The organism is Legionella maioricensis, assembly GCF_023618015.1.
GTDB lineage: Bacteria > Pseudomonadota > Gammaproteobacteria > Legionellales > Legionellaceae > Legionella > Legionella maioricensis.
Map to the genome: position 1 here is coordinate 1 of NZ_JAJKBJ010000025.1, position 23,757 is coordinate 23,757.

Consider the following 23,757-nt stretch of genomic DNA (forward strand, 5'->3'; position numbering starts at 1 on the left):
CTTGAAAAGCGGCTTAATGGCCGCTTTTTTTTACTGTAGTTTGGGCCTTGGCCCAACAGGCTTTTGGGCTAATAGCCCAACCCACATTAAATAATGAAAAAAGTTTGTGTAACTTCAAATTTTAGCAGACCTTAATGGAGCTATTGATTTTTTAGCAAGTTCTTTTCAATCTAGTTGTTCTATAATGATCTATATCTATCTTTAGATAACAAAATTTTTTGGGCCTATTATTAGGTACTCTATTATGAAGAGAAGACTGACGGTAACATCTATTGGTGCGCGGACGGAAGAATCGCGCGTAAAATTATTTGCTGAAGCAGCCCAAGATAAATGGGCAAAAAAATCAGCAGAAATCGAACAAAAGATCATAGAAAATATTCAGTCAGGAGTTTCTTTATCTGCAATTTACAATTTTTCCCGTAAACAGCGGGGGTTGATAGCAGAAGAACAAAAAGACGAGAGTGCTAACCAATTTGGAACAATAAGAAACTCATTGAGAGAGACTCACTATTTAAGGTCAGATAAATATGATGACCAAAACTTTGCAGGGGGCGCTCCTGATTTAGTTAAAAATGAGCTTTTGAAGGTCATCTTATTATCTCAAAAGGAAAAGTTAAAAGTTAGAGTAATAAAGAATCAAAGTGAAGTTGACAAGGTAGTGGCAAAAACAGGACTACACGCTTTGTCTAAGCCTAGTGATTTGGTAAGCATTACTGAGTTTTCCTATGATAATTCGTTGATTAAAAATTTTAGTAGCTCAACAGGGAATGGTAGTATATTAGACCTTGCACTAAAAGAACAAATTCCGCCAGATTTAATAACCTATTTATACGTGATTACTACGGAAGATCCGGTAACGCATAAAAAAAATTCCACTGTGCAGATATCAGTAGTACATGACTTTATGAGTTATGAACTTTATGAGTTTCTGATAGCTGAAAAAGAACAATTATTTAATGAAATCAAGCAAGCCAGTTGTAAGGATGAAGATGCGCTTAAAAAAATTGGCTTGCTTGCATACGATTTATCGCGGTATATGTTTTTGCAACGTGGTGGTGCTGCAGTTCATGGATGGATTATTCGCTCTTTGGCTAAGTTGAAAGGTTTTGATCTTGACGTGATTAGAGTTATGGGTCTTCCTTATGATATTTATGCTCAGGTTGTGCTTGATAGGGAACAATATGCAAGGGATTTTGCTGCAAGTATTAAAGCAGAACAACATAAAAGCGTGCATTTCACATCAAAAACAGAAACTGGAGAACAATTTCCTGAGTTTTCAACCTATGTTTGCAGTAATGATAATAGCAAGAGTGATAAGAAGAGCAATTCATTAGCAGGGAATATGAGGTTGAGTTCAACCATTAAATTACCAACACCTCCAGATAAAGAAAGTAGTGAATTACCCTATGCTACTTTTTTCTCTAAGCCCGATATGTCCGATAAATATTCACACTCAAATCAAACGATATGCCTTTTACGCGGAGATACCCGGTCTCCTGAGCATATAAAGTCTTGTGGAGGGTTTCATCCAGTAGCAACTATGGATGCCGAAACTCTTTTACAGCAAATTGATCGTTGTGAAGATCAAGTAGAACTGAATAGATTAAATCTGATTTTAGATGATATGCTACTGAAAAAAGTAATTACTGAAGACGAAGTAATTACTATCCAAAAAATAGTTGCCCTGCAAAAAATCATAGACACCACCAATGACCAAAAGTTAATTACAGCCTGTAAAGACGACATACAAGAATTAATGGAGCACTTGAGCGATTACCAATCCAATCGTGCAGCAGCTTCTGCCAATAAAAACTGGGGGAAATCAGAGGTTGAGATGGAACAATTGCCGGGGAATTTTAATAATCCTCTCGACATTGATTTTCATCGACTCACGACCACTCAGAATATGAGTGGTTTTGTTTCGTTTACTGATTCTATAAGTGTAGCAACTAATTTTTCAACTAAAATATCGAGAATCGCGAAGGATCAAACAGCAGGGTTTGTTTATTTGGTCAGAGGACGAGGTCTTGTGCATGCGAAATCTATAGAAGTAGGTGAGGGGCAACATGGAGCAGAGAGAGAATATTCTTTACCTGGTGGTTTGGATTGGAGGGATGTTATCGCTTTTAGAAAAGTGAGTGTTAATGGGGATAATAAATTTTTTGATGGTGATTTATATATTAATACTGAATTTGAAAAGAACTTTCCTGAGCAGTTACAAGAGGTGCTAAAAGTTATGGCTAATGCCAATGAACAACTTTCCCCTGCCTCTTCAAATCAATCCGGATTTTGTCCTGTTCTGTAAGTAGAACCTGCCTGCGCTTGATTCTGATATTACTTGTAGCCAAGGGGTAACCAAGGTTTCTTTGGGAAAAGAAAACCTTGATTCCGTTTTACCATCAAGGCTACAGATGCTTAAGTTTTTCCGCGTGTTTTTCTTCATGCCTACGTGCCGCGACTTGTTCGCGGCATCCAGAAATTGGAGCCAGCGGGCAAGACGCAGGACATAGGCGCACAGAGTATTGAGACATAAGACCGCTAAGAAGGTCAAATGTAGATAGGGCAAGTTTTGGGGGAAAATATTCGTTCAGATGTTATTTATTTAGATAAAGATTTTTTAATCGTACATAATGGCTTGCAGAATATTCCAGCTGTTCCAATTCTTGTTGGGTTAATTTTCTGGTGGCGCGCGCTGGATTTCCTAGATATAAGTAGCCGCTTTCTAATATTTTACCTGGAGGCACTACACTTCCTGCTGCTATTATTACTTGTTGCTGGACGTGAACCGCATCTAAAATTTTGGCCCCCATTCCGATAAGACAATAATCATCCACAGTGCAACCATGTAATACTGCTTGATGACCTACGGTGATTCCTCGACCAAGCAACAATGGTTTACCGCCTGCAGTGTAAGGACCATCATGAGTAACATGAAGAATGGCGCCGTCTTGAATGCTGCAAGAGTCACCTATAATGATATGATTGACATCACCGCGAATTACCGCCATTGGCCAGACAGATACATCATTCCCTAATGTGACATCCCCTATGACCACGGCTGCAGGATCAATATATACTGCTTTGCCTATCTTTGGGTATTTACCCTGAAACTCACGAATTGAATCAGACATATTATTTATACCATAGTTACAAATTCTTCAGCGCTGGTAGGATGAATGGCTACTGTATTATCAAAATCCTTTTTGCAAGCTCCCATCTTTACCGCTACTCCAAAACCTTGAAGCATCTCATCTGCACCGTAACCAATGACATGCAGGCCGATTATTTTTTCCTCTTTACCCAAAGTCACTAATTTCATTGCCGTAGGTGTTTTATCATCAGTTAACGCATCATACAAAGGATTAAATCGAGTATGATAAATTTTAATGTTCTCTTTACCATGTTTTTCCAGAGCTTCCTGTTCGCTAAGACCCACAGAACCGACTGGAGGATGGCTAAATACTACTGAGCATATATTATCATAATTTAAGCACGCATTGGGTTGATTGCCGAAAAGCCTATCCGCCAAACGCCGTCCAGCAGCTATGGCCACAGGGGTAAGCGCAGGTGCGTTAGTAACATCTCCTATAGCATAAATACCGTTTACGGAAGTGTTTTGGAAGCTATCAACCAGCACTAATCCTTGCGGGTCCATTTTAACTGATATTTTATCGAGATTTAAATGGCTGGTTCTTGGTTTTCTTCCTACCGCAGAGATAATGACGTCTATATCGTGAATTATCGCGCCACTTCGGCAGACAATTGTTTTTCTCCCATCGCTCTGGAGGTTAATTGTCTGTGCTTTATGATTGGAGTGAATATTAATTCCTTGCCGTTGCATGATTTCCAGTAACGTATCGCCAAGCATCTGATCAAATCGACTTAAAGGTCTATTGCCTCTCATTAAGAGATGCGTTTCGCTTCCCAGACCATGCAAAACCCCTGCAAGCTCCACTCCAATATAACCACTACCGATAACAGCTACTTTTTTAGGCTGTTTGGTCAGAGAAAAAAAACCATCAGAATCGATAACATGGTGAATTCCATCAATTACCGGTAGTGAAGGCTCTCCACCAGTAGCAATAATAATATGTTTCGCTTGGTAGGTAGCATTTTCAACTGTAATGGAATGTTCGTCATGAAACAGGCCCGCACCATGGAGTAGAGTAATTTTATACTCTTTAAAAAGTTTAGCGTAGTTCTCTCTTAAGCGCTCAATATAGTGATTACGATTGTTAACCAGTTTATTCCAATTAAGTTTTAAATTGATCGGAGCAAATCCATAATTACTGCATTTATGAATATTTTCAGCAATCATTGACGCATTAAACATGATTTTTTTAGGAACGCAGCCTAAATTAACGCAAGTACCGCCCAAGTAACTTTGTTCCACAACAGCCACTTTTGCGCCATATTTTGCCGCCCTGACTGCACTGGCTATCCCGCCACTGCCTCCGCCCAGAACAATAAGGTCAAACTGGTGTTTTTTCATGAGATCTAATTGAAAAATAAAATAATAGTAGCAGGTACTGAACTACTTACCAAATGATTTCCCTTTCTTTGTCTAACTGGGATATTGAAAAAAAGTGCACAATATTAATCAATAATACCTTAATGGTAGGATTTATTCGGGTTTTATTGATTATTTTTCACCGCACCCGCTATTTTATAAGGGAGGCAGTGAAGTATTAACCCTATTTTCTAGCTTAGATTTTTGCAAGTAACTCTTGCTTTGTTTTTTCATCCACAAAGGCTGACTCTATGGCCATAGCGGTTATTTTATTCATTATTTCATCACTGTATTGGTAAGACTCTTGAACCCGCTGATACTCCTTGGCCAATGTAGTGTTCATAAAGGGCGGGTCATCTGAGTTAATACTAATTTTTATTCCCGCATCATAAAATTTAGGTAAGGGATGCTCCTTCATATTTTTAAATAATCCTAAGAAGATGTTACTTGTGGGACAAATTTCCAAAGCAATCCCTCTATCTTTTACCATGGCCATGGTCTCTGGTGAGTAAATGCAATTTACTCCGTGTCCTATTCGTTTAATAGGCAGATTTTCCATCGCTTCTACCATCCCACCTGCTGGAGCAAATTCGCCTGCATGCACAGTGCATTGTAGTCCTGCGTCAAATGCGATTTCATATGTTTTTTTGAAGAGTTTAGGGGGGAAGTTGGCTTCATCTCCGCCTAAACCAAAACCGGTGACACAAGGGAATCTGTCTTTATGGGCTTGTCGCGCGACGCGCTCTGCGGCATCTACTCCATAATGGCGTACTGCTGTAATGAGGATACGCCCCACAATATCAAATTGATGTTTGGCATCATCAATGGCTTGCTGGATTGCTGCCAGATGTTCTGCGGAGGGAATGCCACTTGATTGTTCGGCATGATCGGGCGAATACATCATTTCTACATAAATGGCCTGCTCCATGGCATTAGCTTTTAAATAATCAAAGGTAATATCATAGTAATCTTGGGGGACTTTGATGACTGCGGCCAAGGTATCGTATACTTTGAGAAAATCGAGAAAATCTTTAGAGAGATAACTTGTTCCATTTGCGGCGACAAGTCCATCAGGCAGAGTCAGCCTATTTCTTTTTGCTAATTTTGCTGCCAAATCAGGTGTTATTGTTCCCTCTAAGTGAACATGTAATTCTGCTTTTTTTAAATCCATTTTCTAGCCTTTTATTACTTTGTAAGGGTTTAATGGTATTTTAGATGAAAAATCGATAAAATGGTCATTTTAAATAAAGTTATTTTGGATTGATGATGAGTCACAATGATATAGATATAGATAAAGCGTATGTAAGTCCTTATGATAAGTTTTTATTTGAATTTGATGCAACTCATAAAAAATCCGCTTCACAAATGAAAGAGATTCAAAAAAATGGGCGGATCGCCGAAATGCGTGATAACAAAGATTATAAAAACGATAAAGGTGAAATTTGGGAAGAGTTTTAAGCGTAATTCGCTTATTCAATAATCACCGCGAATTATTGTTAATCTTGATGCTTAGGGAAATTCAAAGTTAAAACTCAGTGAATTAGTGGGTTTATAAGGCGATCACTGTTGTTGTACATTATTTATTTTCAAGCAAAAATACTGACTCAATTAAAAAATAGTTAGAGTAAAATAAGAAGATTATTTGAGCTTTATCTACCCCATATCAGTTTAAGCCGCTATGTTCTTTCTTAAAGAAAATTCCCCATAGTGCTTATTAGAAAATGCAGCACGGGCTTCAATCCGCAGATTACTTAAGAGTCATTTCTGATTCTCGATGGATACATTCATTGGGGTTAGGATTGATGCCAAAGCCCGAGACATATTTCATGTTGCAAGGCTAGGCTCTTGGCCTAAAAGAGAAATTATCTATATGCCACCACGACCGCACAAAGATCCTACTATTATTTTAATGAATTACGTCCATTCTGATGGCATAGGTGACTTTCAGCATTTGCTTGATATTGCCAAAGAACTTCATCCTTTAGCATTACAATCAGGAATAGTTATCGTTCCTTTGATTTTTTGTCTTGCCAACATAAGAGAAACCGTAGAAAAAAAGATAAATAAATTAAATATTAACTTAAAACCTTTTATCTTCACTGTAGAAAAAAAACATCCTGAATTGGAACAGCTTAATGAACAATTTTCAAAGTTTATGGACAGCCAAATAGAATTACAAAACAATTTAAATAATGCTTTGACTATTTTTCAGATATCTACTGCAACCACGACTTTTCAAAAAAATATTCTTTTAAAGCATTGCTTCCCTAATATCCCTATTGTAAATATTTCAGAACATTCAGGATTGCGTACCTTTGCAGACTTCAGTTTTGGCGGTTTTGGAGGGGACTCTGATGAACGTGATAAGCCACGAAAAATAAAAAATATAAATGATCGATGGATGGGGCTTCAGAGGAGGGCTCAACGCTATGGCATTAAACTAAGACCTCCATTAGCAATGTCTAGAGAAGAGGCATTATTAAGTTTTGAAGATCAAAATTACTTACATATTTTATTGGGAACAGATGCAACCTCATTAGTTGGAAAAAAAGAAGTCGCTGATTTTATTCAGAAAACACAAATAATACCCGCTTATTTGCAAAGGGGGACAAGTATCATCAATTTTATTTGGTACTGTATTAAACATGAACAATACTCAGATAACGACATTGTAATTCACATTAATAATAATAACGTTTTTAATCTTCGACCATCCAAGATAGTTGATGCTGAAGATTTAAGTGCTGGTTGGTCCTTCTCTGCAAGTAAATCCCGAGTTAGTGGAGGCAATGAAGAAATTTTAATGCCCGCATTTGAATTGATGATGCTAGAAAAGGATGTTCAAAAATATAATATTGGCTCAATAGAAATTAATGTCAACGGAGCAGAACCGCGTACTATTAGTTTTGGACATTGGTCAGCAACAAAAAAAATCAGAATCTTGGTAGGATTTTATTTGGAAGATGAGGATTATAATAAGTTATATCATGCCTCAGGGCCAATCATAGCTGTTTCTGGCGATAATACTATTGAGCAAGCTCTGTCTAACAATAAGCTTCCTTTTTTGCAAGATGATAAATATGAGTTTGAAGAGGAGATGCATGCTTTGTTTCATTTGGCCTTAGAATATTGGCCTGATATGTCTTCTGAACTAAAACTATCCTTTACTCACTATTTTTTAAATAAGAATATGAGATTGGATAATGAGGAGGGAATAGAACAAATTGTGAGGACGGATTGGGAGAAAATGCATGAAGTCTGGCCTTATATTATGGGTAAATTACGCCAAAATAATAATATTTATAACCATTTAAAAACGATTTTCTATGAAGCACTGCTACACGCCTCAGCCGAAAAGGGAGATGTGACTTTATTAAATACCATTTATTCAAATGCTCCTGAAATTGATGTTACTCTGCCAAACAAAATGGGTAAAACAGTGCTTCAAATTGCGAGAATGAATAATCATATCGCTTACGTTCAAGAGCTTTCCATATTGTTTCCCCGGCAATTGATTGGCGGAGAAATACCACACGTACCTAACGAAGAATCAGACGCGATGGGACAAACGAACTCTTTTTTCCAACCCGCACTCTCTCCATCCTTATTAGCAGTTGAAGAGGCGAAACAAAGTCAAATTGGCATTTAAACTAATCAAATTGACAAGAGGCTTTACACCTATCTCATTCTAATGAAATAGGTGTAAAGCCAATACATTCAATTTTCTCCGTTGACCCAAAATCTATCCCATAAAAGCATGTAATAGCTTATAGGATATAATCGTCAGAATTGACGCGGCAGGCAGGGTTAGTACCCAGGACATAAAGATGTTACGGATGACGATGAGATTTAAAGCGCCAATACCTCTTGCCAAGCCCACGCCAAGTACAGCACCTACCAGGGTTTGCGTTGCAGACACAGGAATACCTGTACTGGTAGCAACAACAACTGTTGTGGCCGCCGATAGTGTTGCTGCGAAAGCGCGACTGGGGGTTAACGCGGTAATCGCGCTACCTACCGTTTCGATTACTTTTCTGCCATACATCAATAAGCCGGTGATTACCCCGACAACGCCAAATAAAATGATCCATGCTGGGTAATTATTGGCATCAAAGGCTTGATGAGAGTGCATGACCAGGCTGTGGACTATGGTCAACGGACCTACGGCCAATGCCACATCATTTGAGCCATGAGCAAAAGCCATAGCACAAGCAGTCATTGCCATTAATACCGCAAAATATTTTTCCACCTGGATGAAGCGTTCACGGCGTCTTATTTTAGGATGTTCTGGGATACGTTTGATAAAGATCATCCCAATAATAGTAATAATAATACTGGTCGCAAGGGTGACTGCCAAATCTTGTTTAAAATTCAAATGGATATCAAAATGGTTGAGTCCTTTAAAGACGGTGATAAAAGACAAGATAGAGCCAATTAAAAAGAGATAAATAGGTATATAAAGTTTAGCCTTTGCCAGAGGATTGCTTTTTACAAAAATAGTTTGTTGAATGCTAATAAACAATGCATAGGCTGTGATGCCGGAAATAATGGGGGAAGTAACCCATCCTATAGCGATATGACCGACCTGATTCCAATGTATTGCATCTGATCCGAGTACCAGGCTTCCAAACCCAACCATTGAACCGACTAAAGCATTGGTAATGGATACGGGAACGCCAAGATAACTGGCCAGATTCATCCAAATGGTGCAGGCAAATAAAACACAAAGCATGCCTTCAATGAGGATTAAAGGTTGATCAGATAATTGACTGGTATTAATGATGCCGTCACGCATTGTTTCCGTAACCCCACTACCGCCTAAAAAGGCCCCAGCGAATTCAAAAATTATTGCAATAAGCATGGCTTGTTTTACGGTTACGGCCTTTGAACCCATGGTGGTACTCATGACATTGGCTAAGTCATTGGCACCGACGCCCCACGTCATCAAAAAGCAAAGAATAATAGCAATAGCGAAATAAATAAGTGAATAATCCATAGAAGTTGACTACCGGGCTATGAGAATTTGAAGGCGACCACCAACTGTCTGAGCATGATCGGCCAATTCGCCAGTCCACTGGACCAGCTTGTACAGGAACACTATATCTATTGCAGATAGCTCTTTTTCTAAGTCAAAAATGCGATGCCTCATATTAGCAAGTCTTTCATCACAATCATGCTCAATTTCATCAAGGGTGAGGATCATTTCTTCAACAATTTTAACTTCACTTCCCCTGAATCCTGTTTCGAGTAATTCATCCAGTTCATTAATGGCTTTGCATGCTTGTTTTGAAGCATCCAGACAGCGGTGTAAAAAAGGCATAAAAGCAGGGACTAATGGCTCAGGAATCATCATTTTCCTGCTCATAATCAATCCGGCAATATCTTCAGCCTTATTGGGAATTCGATCTTGTGCGCTAAGAAGTTCTAATAAATCAGTACGGGAAACGGGTAAAAAAAGTCCAGTAGGCAAATGAAGACGTAAATCACGTTTGATTAAGTCTGCCTCTTTTTCCAGGGTAACTATTTTATCTTTTATTTTTTTTGCAGCTTTCCAGTCTTTCTTTAGTACGGCTTCAAAAAATGGATACAGTTGTTTGGCACATTGGTATGCTTTTCGGATGTGTTGTTCTATAGGCTTTATTGGTGAAGGCCCAAACATATTGAATATGCTACCCATGGTATTTATATCTCTTATAAAGATAAGTTGGGGGGGATTATACCCAAACTTTGCACAGAACTAAACTACTGATTATACCTCCTTGCGAAGGGGATAATAGTGCTACAATTGATAATAAGGATTTATTGATAATCAATCTACAGGGAGTGTTCATAATGAAGCAATGGTGGATAGGGTTGTTGCTGCTTATAGCCAGTAATGCGTTCTCACAAAGCTTAATGACAAAAGTGATTGAGCTAAATTATTTACCAGCCAATAAAGTCATTGAATTAATTCAGCCTTTATTACAATCCGGTGAGAAAGTGAGCGGTTCAGGACAAACCTTAATTGTCAAAGTAGCCCCTGAAACACTGACTCAAATTAGAACCATATTGCACCAAGTGGATGTACCTCCTGTTACTTTTAATATATCAATCTATCAAGGCGATCCTAATTGGCTCAGTCCCCAAAACAGTAACTCGGTCAGTTATAGTACCCAACCTCGCTCAGAACAGGTACGCAGCCAATCAGTAAAAGTAATGAGTGGGGAGTCAGCCTTTATTTCTACAGGTGAGGAAGTGCCCATTATTACCTCTGTTGGGACAGACTTCTATACAGGAGCCAGTATCTCTTATGAACAGCGTAACATCCGCAATGGTTTATTAGTATCTCCTGTTTTAAAAGGTTCTCAGGTTAAGTTGAAGTTAAAAAGAATTCGAGAACAAGTGAATGCAGCTGGTGGTCAGCAATTTGATAATCAAAATTTAAACACAACAATAATGGCTCCCTTAAATAAATGGGTTTCCCTGGGAAGTGCGGAAGGAGGACAACAAGCTGATTCCTCCTCTAGATCTTATTCTGCAGGAAGAACCTATTCTCAAAGTTCAACATTATATATTAAAGTTTCAATAATAAATGCCATGCCATCAGGAGCGACTAAATAGTTGAGAGGCGCATGACATGGATGTATCCGGCTTAGGTTTTGTAGCACTCGGCGCTAAATGATTGAGATTTAATTTTCACCAATGTTATTTGTTTATTTAAATATCTATCTGACGAAATTATGTTCCATTTATGGTGTATAATAGAATTAAATACTGACAAAGTTTAGGGGGATCTGATGGCTATTATAAGCTCGCTAGCTAATCACATGCTAATTGCTATGCCTTCGTTAAAAGATCCTAACTTTGAGCGAACAGTCATTTACCTTTGTGAACATCATGAACAGGGGTCCGTTGGATTGATAATTAACAGACCCATGCAATTCCCTTTGGCTATAGTTTTCGAACAATTGCAAATTGAACCTATTCGTTTGGAACAAAATCGGTTGCCTTTAATGTTTGGGGGACCTGTTCAACCGGAGAGAGGGTTTGTTATTCATAAACAAATGGGTGGTTGGCGCTCCAGCTTGTTTTTACAAGATGAGGTGACGGTTACTACTTCAAATGATATTATCCGGGCAATTGCGGATGACAGAGGGCCAAAAGACGTTTTGGTAACTTTAGGGTACGCTGCCTGGACTGAACATCAATTGGAAAAAGAAGTGATGGATAATGTGTGGTTGGTTTGCCCCTATAAGTCAGAAATTCTTTATGAAGTGCCTTTTGAAGCGCGTTGGGAATATGCTGGATCAACTTTGGGAATTAAAATGAATCAACTTAGCTCTTGTGCTGGCCATGCCTGATGGTGTTTATTTAGGTTTTGACTTCGGTTATAAACGCATTGGAGTCGCTGTAGGTCAGCGATTAACTTGTAGTGCTTCTCCTTTATCAACTCTGGATGCCAAATTAGGTATTCCTGACTGGAATGTCGTGCAAAAAGTGATAACCCAGTGGAACCCGGAAGCTTTAATAGTGGGTATACCGACATGTATTGATGACACTGAGTTATATACTACGTCGGCGGCACGTCGTTTCGCTAAACAATTACGCAAGCGTTTTGCTTTACCAGTTCATTTAGTAGATGAGCGTCTTTCTACGGTAGAAGCCAGAGGACAATTATTCGAACAGGGCGGTTATCGTAAACTTAAAAAAACGGCCATAGATGGTATCGCTGCGTGTATTATACTTGAGCAGTGGTTACAATACCCAGAATGACCTTGTTGGCAAGAACAAGTATGGAAAAAACCTTTAAAATATTCCTATACTTCGTGTACACTGCGTTTTTTCATATTTTTTGTTCCTTTATTAACCGTTTGAAGAAAGTCAAATGAGGTTTTATGAATCATTTTCTTGAAATAAGCCAGTTATCACGACAACAAATTGAATCCATACTGCAACGGGCCTTGGCGTTTAAGCAACAAGCACATTATCCCTCCTATTCTCAACATACGGTAGCCAATTTGTTTTATGAAAACAGTACGCGCACCCGGGTGAGTTTCCAAATGGCAGCAAATCATTTATCCATGCCAGTAATCAATCTTGATTTACAGAATTCCTCAGAGAACAAAGGCGAAATAATAGAAGATACCATTCAGACTTTAGCGGCTATGGGGATTCAATATTTTGTGATTCGGCATAAACAAGAGGGGATACAGCAACAACTGGCTAACACGTTGGGAAATGCAGTCCATATAGTGAATGCTGGGGATGGAACTCATGCTCATCCCAGTCAGGCTATTCTTGATATGATGACTATTATCGAGCAAAAGCCACAGTTGGATCAGTTAAAAATTGCTGTTTTAGGAAATATCAAACACTCTCGTGTTGCTAATTCCTTTCAAAGCATCTGTAATAAATTAGGAGTCGGTGAGTTGGTCTTGATTGCTCCTGAAATTTGGCAACCTCAAAGTCTTGATTACGGTCGAGTAACTAATAATTTAGTAGAGGGTTTGACTGATGCTGACGTTGTGATTTGTTTACGAGTGCAGCGTGAACGTTTAATGGAAACAGAACATTTAGATTTGGAGTCCTATAGACGAGATTTTGCTTTAACTCAAAAAAGTCTGGCTTATGCCAAGCCTTACGCTATGGTCATGCATCCTGGGCCAATGAATCGCGGAGTCGAGATAGATACGGATGTCGCTGATGGAAATCACTCGTTTATTTTAAAACAGGTGGCGAATGGTGTATATGCGCGAATGGCCATTTTCGAATCTTTGATTTTAAATTGACCCATGTTGCAAATATATTTTATTGGTTAATTTGATAAGTTTTCCGAACTTTTCACATAGGGCTAATACCAGCCTCTTTATTTTGGTGGCTGGATAATTAATTCATCGCGTTCTGTGATGGGTTTGCCTTGTTTGGTGGCACAAGAATTAATTATCAGTTTGTCGCCTGCAGTGCCTATACAATAAACCATAAAACCTGAGGGAGTATAAAAAATGATACTTATCTTTCCTTTAGCGGATTTTCGTTCATCATCGGTATGGACATGACATTTGTAATTTAGGGGATTGGGGTATTTGCGAAGTTCATCGAGGCTACATTTCATAAACTCAGGATCTATTTTATCTGCTGCATCGTAACAAGTCTGTATTTTAGCAATAGCCTGATCTGTATATACATCTGCCAGAGCCAAGTGGTAGGGTAAAGTAATCAGAATAGAGAGAGTTAATTTGATAAGGTTCATTTTATTGTAAATTTAGTCCATTGTGTTTTAAGTATATACTTCTTTTGAAAAAGAAGTGAATGAAAACACTTTAGCCCTTCCATGTCTTGCGATTTCTCCGAGATCGACACAATAGACCCAACCTGCCGTCATGCTGGGCGTTAGCGAGAGATTTCTGAAATGGGCACTGTGTTCTATTCAGAAGATCTCTCGCTAACGCTCGAGATGGCGTGAATTATGGCTCGAGAATATGTGAATAGGCTCGAGAATATGTGAATAGGCTTGAGAAGGTGATTAATATTTAACGCTAATCTAATTTAAATTCTAGGGAGATAGAATTCGATGTCTAACCAACTTGCAAAAGAATCCTCACCCTATCTTCTTCAGCATGCAGATAACCCCGTAGATTGGTATCCCTGGGGAGAGGAAGCATTTAATCGCGCGCGCAAAGAAAATAAGCCTGTTCATTTGTCCGTTGGTTACAGCGCCTGCCATTGGTGTCATGTTATGGCTCATGAATCATTTGAAAATCCTCATATAGCTCGATTAATGAATGACCATTTTATTAATATTAAAGTAGATCGCCAGGAACGTCCGGATATTGATGACATATATCAAAAAGTGGTGCAAATGATGGGGCAGGGTGGGGGCTGGCCGTTGACGGTGTTTATGACTCCAGCTCGAGAACCATTTTTTGGTGGAACCTATTTTCCTCCTGTGGAAGGATACGGTCGACCGGGATTTGCCCAGTTATTACTTACTCTAAGTGATTTATGGTTAAATAAACGCTCGGAACTGGATCGCTATGTTGCACAATTTTTGCAAGGCTATACCCGGCTTGACTCTCACTTAAATATCAGCAAATTATCTAAGGAAAAAGATACCCCACTTACTGCGGCACTTTTCTTTGCAAACAATACGGATGGTAAACATGGTGGTATGAATGGTGCTCCTAAATTTCCTATTCCGTCTTGTTATAACTTGATTTTACGCCTCTATTCTCGAACTCATGATCCGGTACTCCTTAAATCTTTGGAGTTAACCTTGAATGGTATGGCAAATGGGGGCATTTATGATCACCTGGGTGGTGGTTTTGCGCGCTACAGTGTGGATGAACAATGGTTGGTTCCCCATTTTGAGAAAATGCTTTATGACAACGCCCAGCTGGTGAGCTTGTATGCCGATGCTTATCGTCTGACGGGTCATAAAAAATGGAAGCAGATTTTTGAAGAAACCATTACCTACGTGTTGCGCGATATGACCCATCCTGAGGGCGGGTTTTATGCCAGTGAAGACGCTGACAGTGAGGGGGAGGAAGGTAAGTTTTATGTATGGACTGTTGCCGAAGTAAAGGCAGTGCTTGGCCAGTCAGACGGAGCGACTGCTTGTCGAATTTATGGAGTTACTGAACAAGGCAACTTTGAAGACCATAAGAATGTGTTACATCGTCCTGTTACGCTTAATGCTGCAGAAGAAGAGCAATTGCAGAACCTTCGTCAATTGTTATTTGACGCTCGCGAAAAGCGAGTTCGCCCTGGACGTGATGAAAACATCATAGTCAGTTGGAATGCGCTCATGATTCAGGGCTTATGCATGGCGTATCAGGCAACTGGGAATACTAGCTATCTTGCCGCAGCTCGAAAGGGGGCAGATTTTATCGCTGAAAAAATGACTATGCCAGATGGTGGTTTATATCATGTGTGGCGTGAAGGAGTACCTAAAATTGCTGGCTTTCTTGATGATTACGCGTTTTTAGCAAATGCTTTGCTCGATCTCTATGAGTCCAGCTTTTTACCTCGTTATTTAACGCGTGCTATTCATCTGGCTGAGCTCATCTTGGAAAAATTTTGGGATAAGGGTTTTTATTTTACTCCTGCAGACGGTGAACAGCTGGTCCATAGACCTCGAGCGCCTTATGACAATGCTTGTCCCTCAGGAAATTCCAGTAGTGTGTTCGCATTGCTTCGATTACACGAGCTGACCGGGAAAAAATCCTATCTTGAATATGCACAGCAGGTGCTGGGTCAATACAATGCTGCCGCGTCTCAAAATCCATTTAACTTTGCCCATTTTCTTGCCGCACTTGATTTTATGCAGTCTTTACCCGTAGCAATAGTGTTTGCCGGAGAACGCTCTAAGCAAGGCTTGAAGCAACTTATTGGGGTGACTCACCGTACTTATTTACCTTCAAGAATACTTGCTTTTGCCGAGGATGTTTCCATTGGCCAGGGGAAAGAGGCTGTTAATGAACAGGCTGCTGCTTATCTTTGTAGAAACCATACCTGTGAACAGCCATTAACGAGTTCAGAGGTACTAAAAGCTCGACTTTTAAAATTAGGGTCTGCTCTGTAGGTATTTTGAATATCGTGGGGAAAATAAATACCGCCCTTAAGATTAGCCCAAGAGCTGTTTTTATTCGCGAAGTCGAGAGTCTACTCTTAAAGACAGCGTCGCGTGGTATTCGAAACAGATTATCATAGCCGCCAACTTAAGAAGATTTTTCCTTCCTGTAATTCGCACCGTTCGGGCTGAGGAGACGCGTAGCTTCGTCTCGAAGCCCAACCGGTCCTGATGTGAGACTTCGAGACGGCGTGAACGCCTCCTCAGTCCGAACGGTTCATAATTAACCTATAAATCATAATTATTATCAAAAATTAGTCTTAATCCTGGCGACTATGGGTCCCCCCTTTTAAAAAACTATTTTGGCGATTGTAAGGTTTGCTTAAAAGATAAGGCTTGCTGCAAATGACTAAGACTTACTATTGGGCTGTTATTCATGTCTGCTATGGTTCTGGCTACTTTGAGCAAGCGATGATAACCACGGGCCGACAATTTTAACTTATTCATTGCTTGGCTTAAAAAATCTTGCTCCGCAGAACCTAATTCGCAAACAGCCTCACAGGTTTTGGCACTTAAATTAGCATTAATGCAATTTTGGCGTTTCATTTGGATGTTCCGCACGGCGATGACCTTTTCACGGATAACACTACTTTGCTTATCGGGATTGGTATTGGGCTTGACTAACTCCTCTTGAGATAAGGCCTGAACGGTAATGTGCATGTCAATGCGATCTAATAAAGGTGCAGACAGTTTTGCCAGATAACGGCTGATGCGATCAGGCGTGCAGAGACAATTAGCTTGTGAATTACCCCATTGCCCACAAGGACAGGGATTCATTGCCGCAAGTAACTGGAATTTTGCTGGAAACTCTGTTTGAGCCGCCGCTCTTGAAATGCAAATATGTCCTGACTCTAATGGTTCTCGAAGCGTTTCAAGGACCTGCCTGTTAAATTCCGGCAATTCGTCCAGAAATAAAACGCCATGATGTGCCAATGAGATTTCACCAGGTTTGGGGGGATTGCCGCCGCCAACTAAAGACATGGGAGAAGCTGTATGATGGGGGGCACGAAAGGGCGGCGAACGCCATTGAGTAAAATTGGGCGATTTACCCCGTATTGAATTGATAGCGGCACATTCGAGAGCTTGAGTTTCTGATAGTTCGGGCAATAAAGTACTAAAACGTCGGGCCAGCATTGTTTTTCCGCTTCCTGGGGCACCACTTAATAAAATACTATGTCCCCCACAGGCAGCAATTTCCATGGCATTTTTAGCATGAAATTGGCCTTTAATATCAGACCAATCCAATTCATGCTCCGTCGTATTGATTTCAGGTCTTGGAGGTAAATTCTTCAAAGGCATGGCCTGGCAGAGATAGCTACAGACTTCGCGTAAATTATTAGCAGTATAAACGCCTTGATATCCTGCTAGAGAAGCTTCGTCAGCATTGGCATTGGCAATAATTAACCGCTGTTTGTCTCTATGAGCAGCCAAAACTACGGGAATGATGGCTGAAACTGCCCGTAGTTCACCGCTTAAGGCTAACTCTCCAATGAACTCATGATCAGTCAGGCTTTGATGGGGAATTTGACCTGACGCAGCAAGGATTCCCAATGCAATGGGCAGGTCAAAGCCGCTGCCTGTTTTGGGTAAATCAGCAGGGCCCAGATTGACGGTAATTCTGCGACATGGAAATTCAAATTGGCTGTTGATGATGGCGCTTCGAACTCTATCCTTGCTTTCTTTAACGGCCGTTTCCGCAAGACCTACCATGGTAAAACCTGGTAAACCATTGGATAAATGGACTTCTACGGACACGGATTGCGCCATGATGCCTATAGTACTTCGCGTTTTGGTGAATGCGAGATTCATGTTTTCTTCCTCTATCGTTGGACGAGTTTGTCGACTCCTATTTCCTCTGAGCGACTAAAAAAACGGCAAAAAATGACCAAGCCATTATTTACCGTATTTAGGAGATTGTTAGGCAAAGAATTGTTTTTTCCATCATTTCAATGCAATGGCAATCATCCTTAAAATTGTTTCTTACTGTTTATCTTCTTGTTGGGTTATTAATTCATCAACCTGCTGTTGCAAATGATCCAGTTTTTCCCGGGTACGAGCTAATACTTTACATTGCACATCAAATTCTTCGCGGGTAATTAAGTCCATACGTGCGAATGTGGATTGTAAAACTTCTTTAAATTTATGTTGAATGTCTTTTTCAATATTCTGTAGACTTGTAGGGAGTGTAGAAAAAAGCTTTTTAGCTAAGTCGTCAAATTGTTTGGGATCGAACATAGTTACTCCATGTTTGTAGTTGCAGACAGTCTAACAAAACTGTCTGACAAGGACTATACCCTATGATTGACAAATCTGCGTTTGAAAGAAATCTTACAGAAAATACAACCGGATAGAATATGAAAATGATTACAGCAATCATCAAGCCTTTTAAACTTGATGACGTTCATGAAGCATTAATGGATATAGGCGTGCCAGGAATAACCATTTCAGAAACTCGAGGTTTTGGACGTCAAAAAGGACATACTGAACTCTATAGAGGGGCTGAGTATGTAGTTGATTTTCTTCCTAAAATTAAAATTGAATTGGCTTTACCTGATAATATGGTTGATGCTGCTATTGAAGCGATTTGTAAGTCCGCATATACCGGAAAAATTGGTGATGGCAAAATTTTTGTTTATGAATTGCAACAAGTAGTTCGAATTCGAACTGGAGAAATAGGAGTAGACGCCATTTAACCTATTGAGTTGGAAGTGACGTAAGAAAATAGCCTCATAAAAATGCTTCCGTCCAGTATGATTTTTTGTAACCACCCTCTTTATGCTGGTGGATTACGCCAATAGATAGCTTTTTGAGTTATTACCGCATCAAGAGGAATATCCCAAGGCTGGGGGTCGATAAAATCTACTTGTTGGAATTGAAAGGCGACACCGAAGAGATGCTTCGGTTGTTTCTTTTCCAAAGTCCGGTCATAGTAGCCCGCCCCCATTCCCAGACGAGTACAGCGCATGTCAAAAGCAACCAGAGGGACAATCATCAGATCTAATTCTTCAACACCTACGGCTAAATCCAGGCTTACATCCGGTTCGGGAATACCATATCGATTATTTTTAAATGGAGTAGCAGGAGTAGCCGGCAAAAAGGAAAGCGTTAAATTATCATTTAAGACCGGGAAATAACAAAATTTTCCGTGTAATGGGGCGCTATTCCATAAAGCATCCAGTTCTATTTCACCGTTTACGGCAAAATAGAGTGCAATATTTTTGGCCCGTCTGTATTGTTCTAAGGCCCGGATTCGAGTACAAATCTGATTAGAAGATGTAGAACGATATGAGGCAGATACTTTAGAGCGTACGTCTTTAATGGTATTTCTCATAGCAATTTTAAATTGATCGGCCATATAATTTCTATTTTTAATTCTCTCTCTAGATTATTCGTTGTTTATGGTTAAAGTTCAAGTCTCCGGATTAATTGGCTGCCACCGGATGGCTTAATAATCGCTTTAAATGGACTCAGTTTAAAAAAAATTAAAAAATACTAGGCAAGAAAAAAAAAATACGGTATATAGCCGTCCTGGTTTATGATTCCTGATAAAAGCGATTTAACAAAACGGTGTTAACTCTCTGAGAGAATGATATGAGTGAATTATTTGAAGAAGATGAAGAAGAAGTAATTGAAGTAGTAGATGATTTCGAAGAAGTCGAAGTTGATACTGAAATCACGGAAGTTCCCAATGGCAATCTGGATGCACGCAGACGCTTGGAAAACATGTTGGAAGAAAAACGTTTGCGGGATGAGCTTGATGATTTCGTAGATTATTAATATGAGCGCATTATGCACACAAGAGTACTAGTAGAAAAAGGTGATATCAGTCCAGCGTTTGCAATTGACGATCGCATCTATCTTGGGGAAGGTTTGTTTGAAACCCTTAGAGTGAATAGTTCTAAACCTTGTTTTGCCGATTTGCATTGGCAACGACTGGGGAATGCAGCGCGAAAACTGGGTATTCCTTTCGATCTTTCGTTTGACGATTGGCAGGATCATTTGATTGCGCAAATTAAACGAGATAATTTGTATCATGGCGGGATCAAGGCGATTTTAAGCGGAGGCTCTGCTCCCAGAGGGCTGGCTGAGCAAGGACAAGTCAGTCACCTGGTGTTTCAGACGTTTAACTATACTGTGCGTAAGGAGCCTGTGCGTTTGGTTAGCGCTTCCTGGTTAAGGGATGGCGCTAATCCTGTGTATCAATTAAAGTCAGTCAATTATTTGGAAGCGATAATCGCTCGCCGGCAAGCACTTGCTCATGGGGCAGACGATGCTTTGTTTTATAATACGCAGCATCACGCCACTGAAACAACCTGTGCCAATCTGTTTTTAATTAAAGATAACACCCTGCTAACGCCCTCTTTAGGAGACGGCGTTTTGCCTGGTATCACTCGTTCGCGTCTTCTTTCCCTTGGCCTGCAGCATCAGATTTCCTGTCTGGAACTTTCCATAACAAAAAAAATGATTGAGGAAGCAGATGCAGTATTGGTCACTAATTCCTTACAAGGGATTCGTTTCGTGCTTTCTGTAGACGATATTGTTTTTGATTTGACTCATCCTTTACTTGAGCAATTGGTTGTTTGGCTAGAGCAGATGTAGGATTCGGTTATTTTCTTTTAACCAGTTTAATAACACAAAGAAACAGGACGCCCAATCCTGAGAGAATAATGCCCCCATTTCTATAAAAATGATCAGGCCTTGATAAAGCATCCATGCCAGCATAACCAAAGTACGTATAAACAATTTCTGCAGGAATCAGAAAGATAAAAGTCGTGATGATGTAAAGGCGAAATTTTATTCCCGTTACCCCCAAACCGTAATTGACCAAATTAAAAGGGATAATAGGAAATAGGCGCAAGAAAGCAACAAACATCCAACCTTTTTGATCGACTCCCGCGATTAACTTGTTAAGTCTTTCTCCTCGTTTTTTTGAAAACCAGTCATAAATTAAATGCCGGGTGATGAGAAAGGAAAAAGCGGCTCCGAAAGTGGCGCCCATTAGATTAAGTATTGTGCCTGTTACCGGGCCGAAAATGGCTCCTCCTGCCAGAGTGAGTACCATCGTGGGTAAGAACATTAAACTTGCCAAGCAGTAAAGAACCAAAAAAAGTACAGGCGCAAGCCATCCGAGATCATTAATCCAATCAATGATCTCAGGTGAATGTTTCTGAAAAGCCAGTGCGCACGAAATAAATGCAAAAATGGCAAAAATAAAGCATATTGCTTTAATATGGCGATTAAATCTATCAGTCATGCCCCACACTTTATTACAGCCTGTAAGGAGTCGCAAGTAATCTTGCAAAACAATGAGTGATTGGGTATAACCGATAAGAGTTTCGTTAAGAAAACAAAAGAATATGGACTATTTGAGCGGGAAAAAAAGACAGGTACCACGAGCTAAAAAATGGATTAAACAGTTCTTGGAATTGGTGTTCAGAGTAGATATTTCAGGACATTACCAGCCCGTTTCCAAATCTTTGATTATTGCAAATAGAACTTCAGTTATTGACGTATTGTTGCTTGCCGTTTTCCTACCGATAAAAGTCACTATTGCTTTACCTCCCGGAGTATTCAACGCCCTATGGATGAAAATTCTGAGTCTTTTTGCTGACGTTACGGTAATCGATACCACTAAAACCCTCGCGACCAGAGCGTTAATAAAAGCAATAAAACCGGGGAAACCCTGTGTTATTTTCCCCGCGGAGTTTGCAGATCTCCAGGAGCGCAGCTTAAAAGCCTATGAAAGTTTAGGGCTGGTACTGCAAAAAATAGGTGGGGAAGTGACACCTATTCATATTGAAAGGACGCCACATTTGTTCCCTAAAATGACCTTGCGTCTATTACCTCCGGTATCCTTTTTGCAGTTTGAGCAAGAGCTAGATAGAAAAGAAATCGCTATGCGTCTCTTTCGTCTAATCAGTGATTTAACTTTTCTTACGTGTTTTAAACCCCAGACTTTGTTTATCGCCTTGTTACAAGGTGTTTCCCTGGGGATTAAAAACAGGGCAAAAATTGAAGACAGTAATCGCACGCCCCTGACGTACAGGCAATTTCTTACCCGTTGTTTTATTCTGGGGCGACAAATTAAAAATCAAACGATACCTGGGGAGCATGTAGGGGTGATGATGCCTACTTCTACTGCTGGCATGGTTACTTTTTTTGCTTTGCAGGCTTACCGGCGCATACCCGCCATGTTGAATTTTAGCATGGGCTTTTATCATTTGATTGCTGCATGCACTATGGGTGGAATAAATACTATTTATACTTCCAGACAATTTATTACTCTTGCCAAGTTAGAAGTATTAATAGACGAATTACAAGTAGCGGGAATAAAAATATATTTTCTGGAGGACATGAAATCCTCCATTCATTTAGGCCATAAATTTTCGGCACTACTCAAAGGAATGTTCCCTAAGCTGAGTTATCAGTTCCTTGGTGAGCAGGTCAGTCCCGAACAAACAGCGCTTATCTTATTTACTTCCGGTTCGGAGGGGTATCCCAAAGGAGTCGCGTTAAGTCATTCTAACCTCTTGGCCAATTGTTATCAGATGATTTCTCGGGTAGATTTTACTGCCAAAGATGTATTTTTTAATTCTCTGCCCATATTTCATACTTTTGGTTTAACTGCGGGGAGTATTATTCCCTTGATTACTGGCATTACTTGCTTTTTTTATCCCTCACCTTTGCATTATAAAATAATTCCAGGGCTGGTTTATCAAACAGGAACAACCATTATGTTTGGTACAGATACCTTTTTAACTGGCTATGCGCGTGCAGCAGAGAAACAGGATTTTAGTCGCGTACGTTATATTTTTGCCGGGGCTGAAAAAGTTAAACCCGAAACCTTAATCTATTGGTGTGAAACTTTTGGCGTCACAATTTATGAGGGGTACGGTGCTACAGAAGCCTCTCCCGTCATTTCGCTCAATTGTCCTCTGGCATCGATACCTGGGACGGTGGGAATGATTGTTCCAGGTATGGAGAGTCGAATTGAACCTGTAGAGGGGATAGCCGAAGGAGGGCGTTTATGGCTGCGTGGTCCGAACATCATGCGAGGTTATCTGAACAGAGATAGGCCAGGGTTCATCCATGTTCCTGAGGATGGATGGTATGATACGGGCGATATAGTCACCATGAGTCGTTACGGGTTTATCACGATTATCGGGCGTGCAAAACGTTTTGCTAAAATTGCTGGTGAAATGATTTCTCTTACTGCGGTAGAAGGAATTGCTGCTTCCGTATGGCCTGAATTATTAAATGCGGCAGTGGTTCAAAAATGTTCTGGAAAAGGAGAGCGGATTTTATTATTTAGCGAAGCATCTCACGCAGATAAAGGCGCTTTTATTAGAAAAATACAGGAACAGGGGTATTCAGAATTGTTAATACCTCACCGCATTTTTCCCGGAAGCAAAATCCCCGTTTTATCTTCAGGTAAGATCGATTATGTTATGCTGGATCAAATATTAATAACACAAACAAAAACAATAACAGAACTATAAACCAGGTTATGCCCTCTTCTTGCGAACAGGTATTTGAGTCAATTAACGCATAAATTTGTACTTTTAAATATTAATAAATTGTTAAGGTTTAGAGAGTAAAATGACGACACCACAGTAGTGTAATGCTAGTTGTTTATCTT

At 39.9% G+C, this 23,757-nt stretch carries 22 protein-coding genes; 12 read left to right on the forward strand and 10 right to left on the reverse strand.

Annotation, left to right across the window (positions count from 1 at the left end):
• Positions 1 to 244 precede the first annotated feature (244 nt).
• On the forward strand, positions 245 to 2,305 hold the full coding sequence (locus LOX96_RS15020; RefSeq protein ID WP_250423789.1) for a hypothetical protein: 2,061 nt from the start codon (positions 245 to 247) through the stop codon (positions 2,303 to 2,305).
• Between the two features lie 289 nt (positions 2,306 to 2,594).
• On the opposite strand, the gene LOX96_RS15025 is transcribed toward LOX96_RS15020, so the two are convergent.
• The 3 genes from LOX96_RS15025 to LOX96_RS15035 all read right to left on the reverse strand — a co-directional run bounded on the left by LOX96_RS15025 (position 2,595) and on the right by LOX96_RS15035 (position 5,681).
• Positions 2,595 to 3,131: a gamma carbonic anhydrase family protein gene (locus tag LOX96_RS15025; protein WP_250423791.1), complete on the reverse strand. Its 537-nt coding sequence runs from the start codon at positions 3,129 to 3,131 to the stop codon at positions 2,595 to 2,597.
• Between the two features lie 5 nt (positions 3,132 to 3,136).
• Positions 3,137 to 4,492, reverse strand: coding sequence for a glutathione-disulfide reductase (gene gorA / locus LOX96_RS15030; protein WP_250423793.1), 1,356 nt, complete (start codon positions 4,490 to 4,492; stop codon positions 3,137 to 3,139).
• A gap of 214 nt (positions 4,493 to 4,706) precedes the next feature.
• Positions 4,707 to 5,681 carry an adenosine deaminase gene (locus LOX96_RS15035; RefSeq protein ID WP_250423795.1) on the reverse strand — a complete coding sequence of 325 codons (975 nt, stop codon included), beginning with the start codon at positions 5,679 to 5,681 and terminating at the stop codon, positions 4,707 to 4,709.
• 95 nt (positions 5,682 to 5,776) lie between these two features.
• Between LOX96_RS15035 and LOX96_RS15040 the strand changes: the two genes are divergently transcribed.
• Together LOX96_RS15040 and LOX96_RS15045 are read left to right on the forward strand one after the other, a co-directional pair.
• Entirely contained in the window at positions 5,777 to 5,968 is a 192-nt protein-coding gene (locus tag LOX96_RS15040; RefSeq protein ID WP_250423796.1) for a CBU_0585 family protein, read from the forward strand.
• Positions 5,969 to 6,284: 316 nt separating this feature from the next.
• A complete protein-coding gene (locus LOX96_RS15045) occupies positions 6,285 to 8,159 on the forward strand; it encodes a hypothetical protein (protein WP_250423798.1) in 1,875 nt (624 codons plus the stop codon).
• A gap of 93 nt (positions 8,160 to 8,252) precedes the next feature.
• Here LOX96_RS15045 and LOX96_RS15050 read toward each other — a convergent pair whose 3' ends face one another.
• Positions 8,253 to 9,506, reverse strand: a complete 1,254-nt coding sequence (locus LOX96_RS15050; protein ID WP_250423800.1) for an inorganic phosphate transporter — start codon at positions 9,504 to 9,506, stop codon at positions 8,253 to 8,255.
• A 9-nt stretch (positions 9,507 to 9,515) separates the two neighbouring features.
• Entirely contained in the window at positions 9,516 to 10,169 is a 654-nt protein-coding gene (locus tag LOX96_RS15055; RefSeq protein WP_250423802.1) for a TIGR00153 family protein, read from the reverse strand.
• Positions 10,170 to 10,342: 173 nt separating this feature from the next.
• On the opposite strand from LOX96_RS15055, the gene LOX96_RS15060 reads away from it, so the two are divergent.
• The 4 genes from LOX96_RS15060 (at position 10,343) to LOX96_RS15075 (ending at position 13,278) form a co-directional block, all read left to right on the forward strand.
• On the forward strand, positions 10,343 to 11,110 hold the full coding sequence (locus tag LOX96_RS15060; protein WP_250423804.1) for a type II/III secretion system protein: 768 nt from the start codon (positions 10,343 to 10,345) through the stop codon (positions 11,108 to 11,110).
• Positions 11,111 to 11,286: 176 nt separating this feature from the next.
• Positions 11,287 to 11,850, forward strand: coding sequence for a YqgE/AlgH family protein (locus LOX96_RS15065; protein WP_250423806.1), 564 nt, complete (start codon positions 11,287 to 11,289; stop codon positions 11,848 to 11,850).
• Entirely contained in the window at positions 11,843 to 12,262 is a 420-nt protein-coding gene (ruvX, locus tag LOX96_RS15070; protein WP_250423815.1) for a Holliday junction resolvase RuvX, read from the forward strand. The genes LOX96_RS15065 and ruvX overlap by 8 nt, the downstream gene beginning before the upstream one ends.
• A gap of 122 nt (positions 12,263 to 12,384) precedes the next feature.
• Positions 12,385 to 13,278: an aspartate carbamoyltransferase catalytic subunit gene (locus LOX96_RS15075; RefSeq protein WP_250423817.1), complete on the forward strand. Its 894-nt coding sequence runs from the start codon at positions 12,385 to 12,387 to the stop codon at positions 13,276 to 13,278.
• Positions 13,279 to 13,355: 77 nt separating this feature from the next.
• Here the strand turns inward: LOX96_RS15075 and LOX96_RS15080 are convergent, their stop codons facing one another.
• Positions 13,356 to 13,739, reverse strand: a complete 384-nt coding sequence (locus tag LOX96_RS15080; protein WP_250423824.1) for a hypothetical protein — start codon at positions 13,737 to 13,739, stop codon at positions 13,356 to 13,358.
• A 321-nt stretch (positions 13,740 to 14,060) separates the two neighbouring features.
• Here LOX96_RS15080 and LOX96_RS15085 point away from each other — a divergent pair, with 321 nt between their 5' ends.
• Complete coding sequence (locus tag LOX96_RS15085) at positions 14,061 to 16,070, forward strand: thioredoxin domain-containing protein (protein WP_250423826.1); 2,010 nt, start codon at positions 14,061 to 14,063, stop codon at positions 16,068 to 16,070.
• Positions 16,071 to 16,415: 345 nt separating this feature from the next.
• On the opposite strand, the gene LOX96_RS15090 is transcribed toward LOX96_RS15085, so the two are convergent.
• Complete coding sequence (locus tag LOX96_RS15090; RefSeq protein ID WP_250423828.1) at positions 16,416 to 17,927, reverse strand: YifB family Mg chelatase-like AAA ATPase; 1,512 nt, start codon at positions 17,925 to 17,927, stop codon at positions 16,416 to 16,418.
• 171 nt (positions 17,928 to 18,098) lie between these two features.
• Complete coding sequence (ubiK, locus tag LOX96_RS15095; RefSeq protein WP_250423840.1) at positions 18,099 to 18,353, reverse strand: ubiquinone biosynthesis accessory factor UbiK; 255 nt, start codon at positions 18,351 to 18,353, stop codon at positions 18,099 to 18,101.
• Between the two features lie 119 nt (positions 18,354 to 18,472).
• Between ubiK and LOX96_RS15100 the strand changes: the two genes are divergently transcribed.
• A complete protein-coding gene (locus tag LOX96_RS15100; RefSeq protein ID WP_250423842.1) occupies positions 18,473 to 18,811 on the forward strand; it encodes a P-II family nitrogen regulator in 339 nt (112 codons plus the stop codon).
• An 80-nt stretch (positions 18,812 to 18,891) separates the two neighbouring features.
• On the opposite strand, the gene LOX96_RS15105 is transcribed toward LOX96_RS15100, so the two are convergent.
• Complete coding sequence (locus LOX96_RS15105) at positions 18,892 to 19,473, reverse strand: 5-formyltetrahydrofolate cyclo-ligase (protein WP_250423844.1); 582 nt, start codon at positions 19,471 to 19,473, stop codon at positions 18,892 to 18,894.
• A gap of 236 nt (positions 19,474 to 19,709) precedes the next feature.
• Here LOX96_RS15105 and LOX96_RS15110 point away from each other — a divergent pair, with 236 nt between their 5' ends.
• Both LOX96_RS15110 and LOX96_RS15115 read left to right on the forward strand, forming a co-directional pair.
• Positions 19,710 to 19,895: a PA3496 family putative envelope integrity protein gene (locus LOX96_RS15110; RefSeq protein WP_250423853.1), complete on the forward strand. Its 186-nt coding sequence runs from the start codon at positions 19,710 to 19,712 to the stop codon at positions 19,893 to 19,895.
• A gap of 12 nt (positions 19,896 to 19,907) precedes the next feature.
• On the forward strand, positions 19,908 to 20,717 hold the full coding sequence (locus LOX96_RS15115) for an aminotransferase class IV (RefSeq protein ID WP_250423855.1): 810 nt from the start codon (positions 19,908 to 19,910) through the stop codon (positions 20,715 to 20,717).
• Positions 20,718 to 20,724: 7 nt separating this feature from the next.
• On the opposite strand, the gene LOX96_RS15120 is transcribed toward LOX96_RS15115, so the two are convergent.
• Entirely contained in the window at positions 20,725 to 21,372 is a 648-nt protein-coding gene (locus LOX96_RS15120) for a TVP38/TMEM64 family protein (protein WP_250423857.1), read from the reverse strand.
• A gap of 103 nt (positions 21,373 to 21,475) precedes the next feature.
• Between LOX96_RS15120 and LOX96_RS15125 the strand changes: the two genes are divergently transcribed.
• Positions 21,476 to 23,617 (forward strand): AMP-binding protein, encoded by a 2,142-nt coding sequence (locus LOX96_RS15125; RefSeq protein ID WP_250423866.1) that lies wholly within the window; start codon positions 21,476 to 21,478, stop codon positions 23,615 to 23,617.
• Positions 23,618 to 23,757 lie beyond the last annotated feature (140 nt).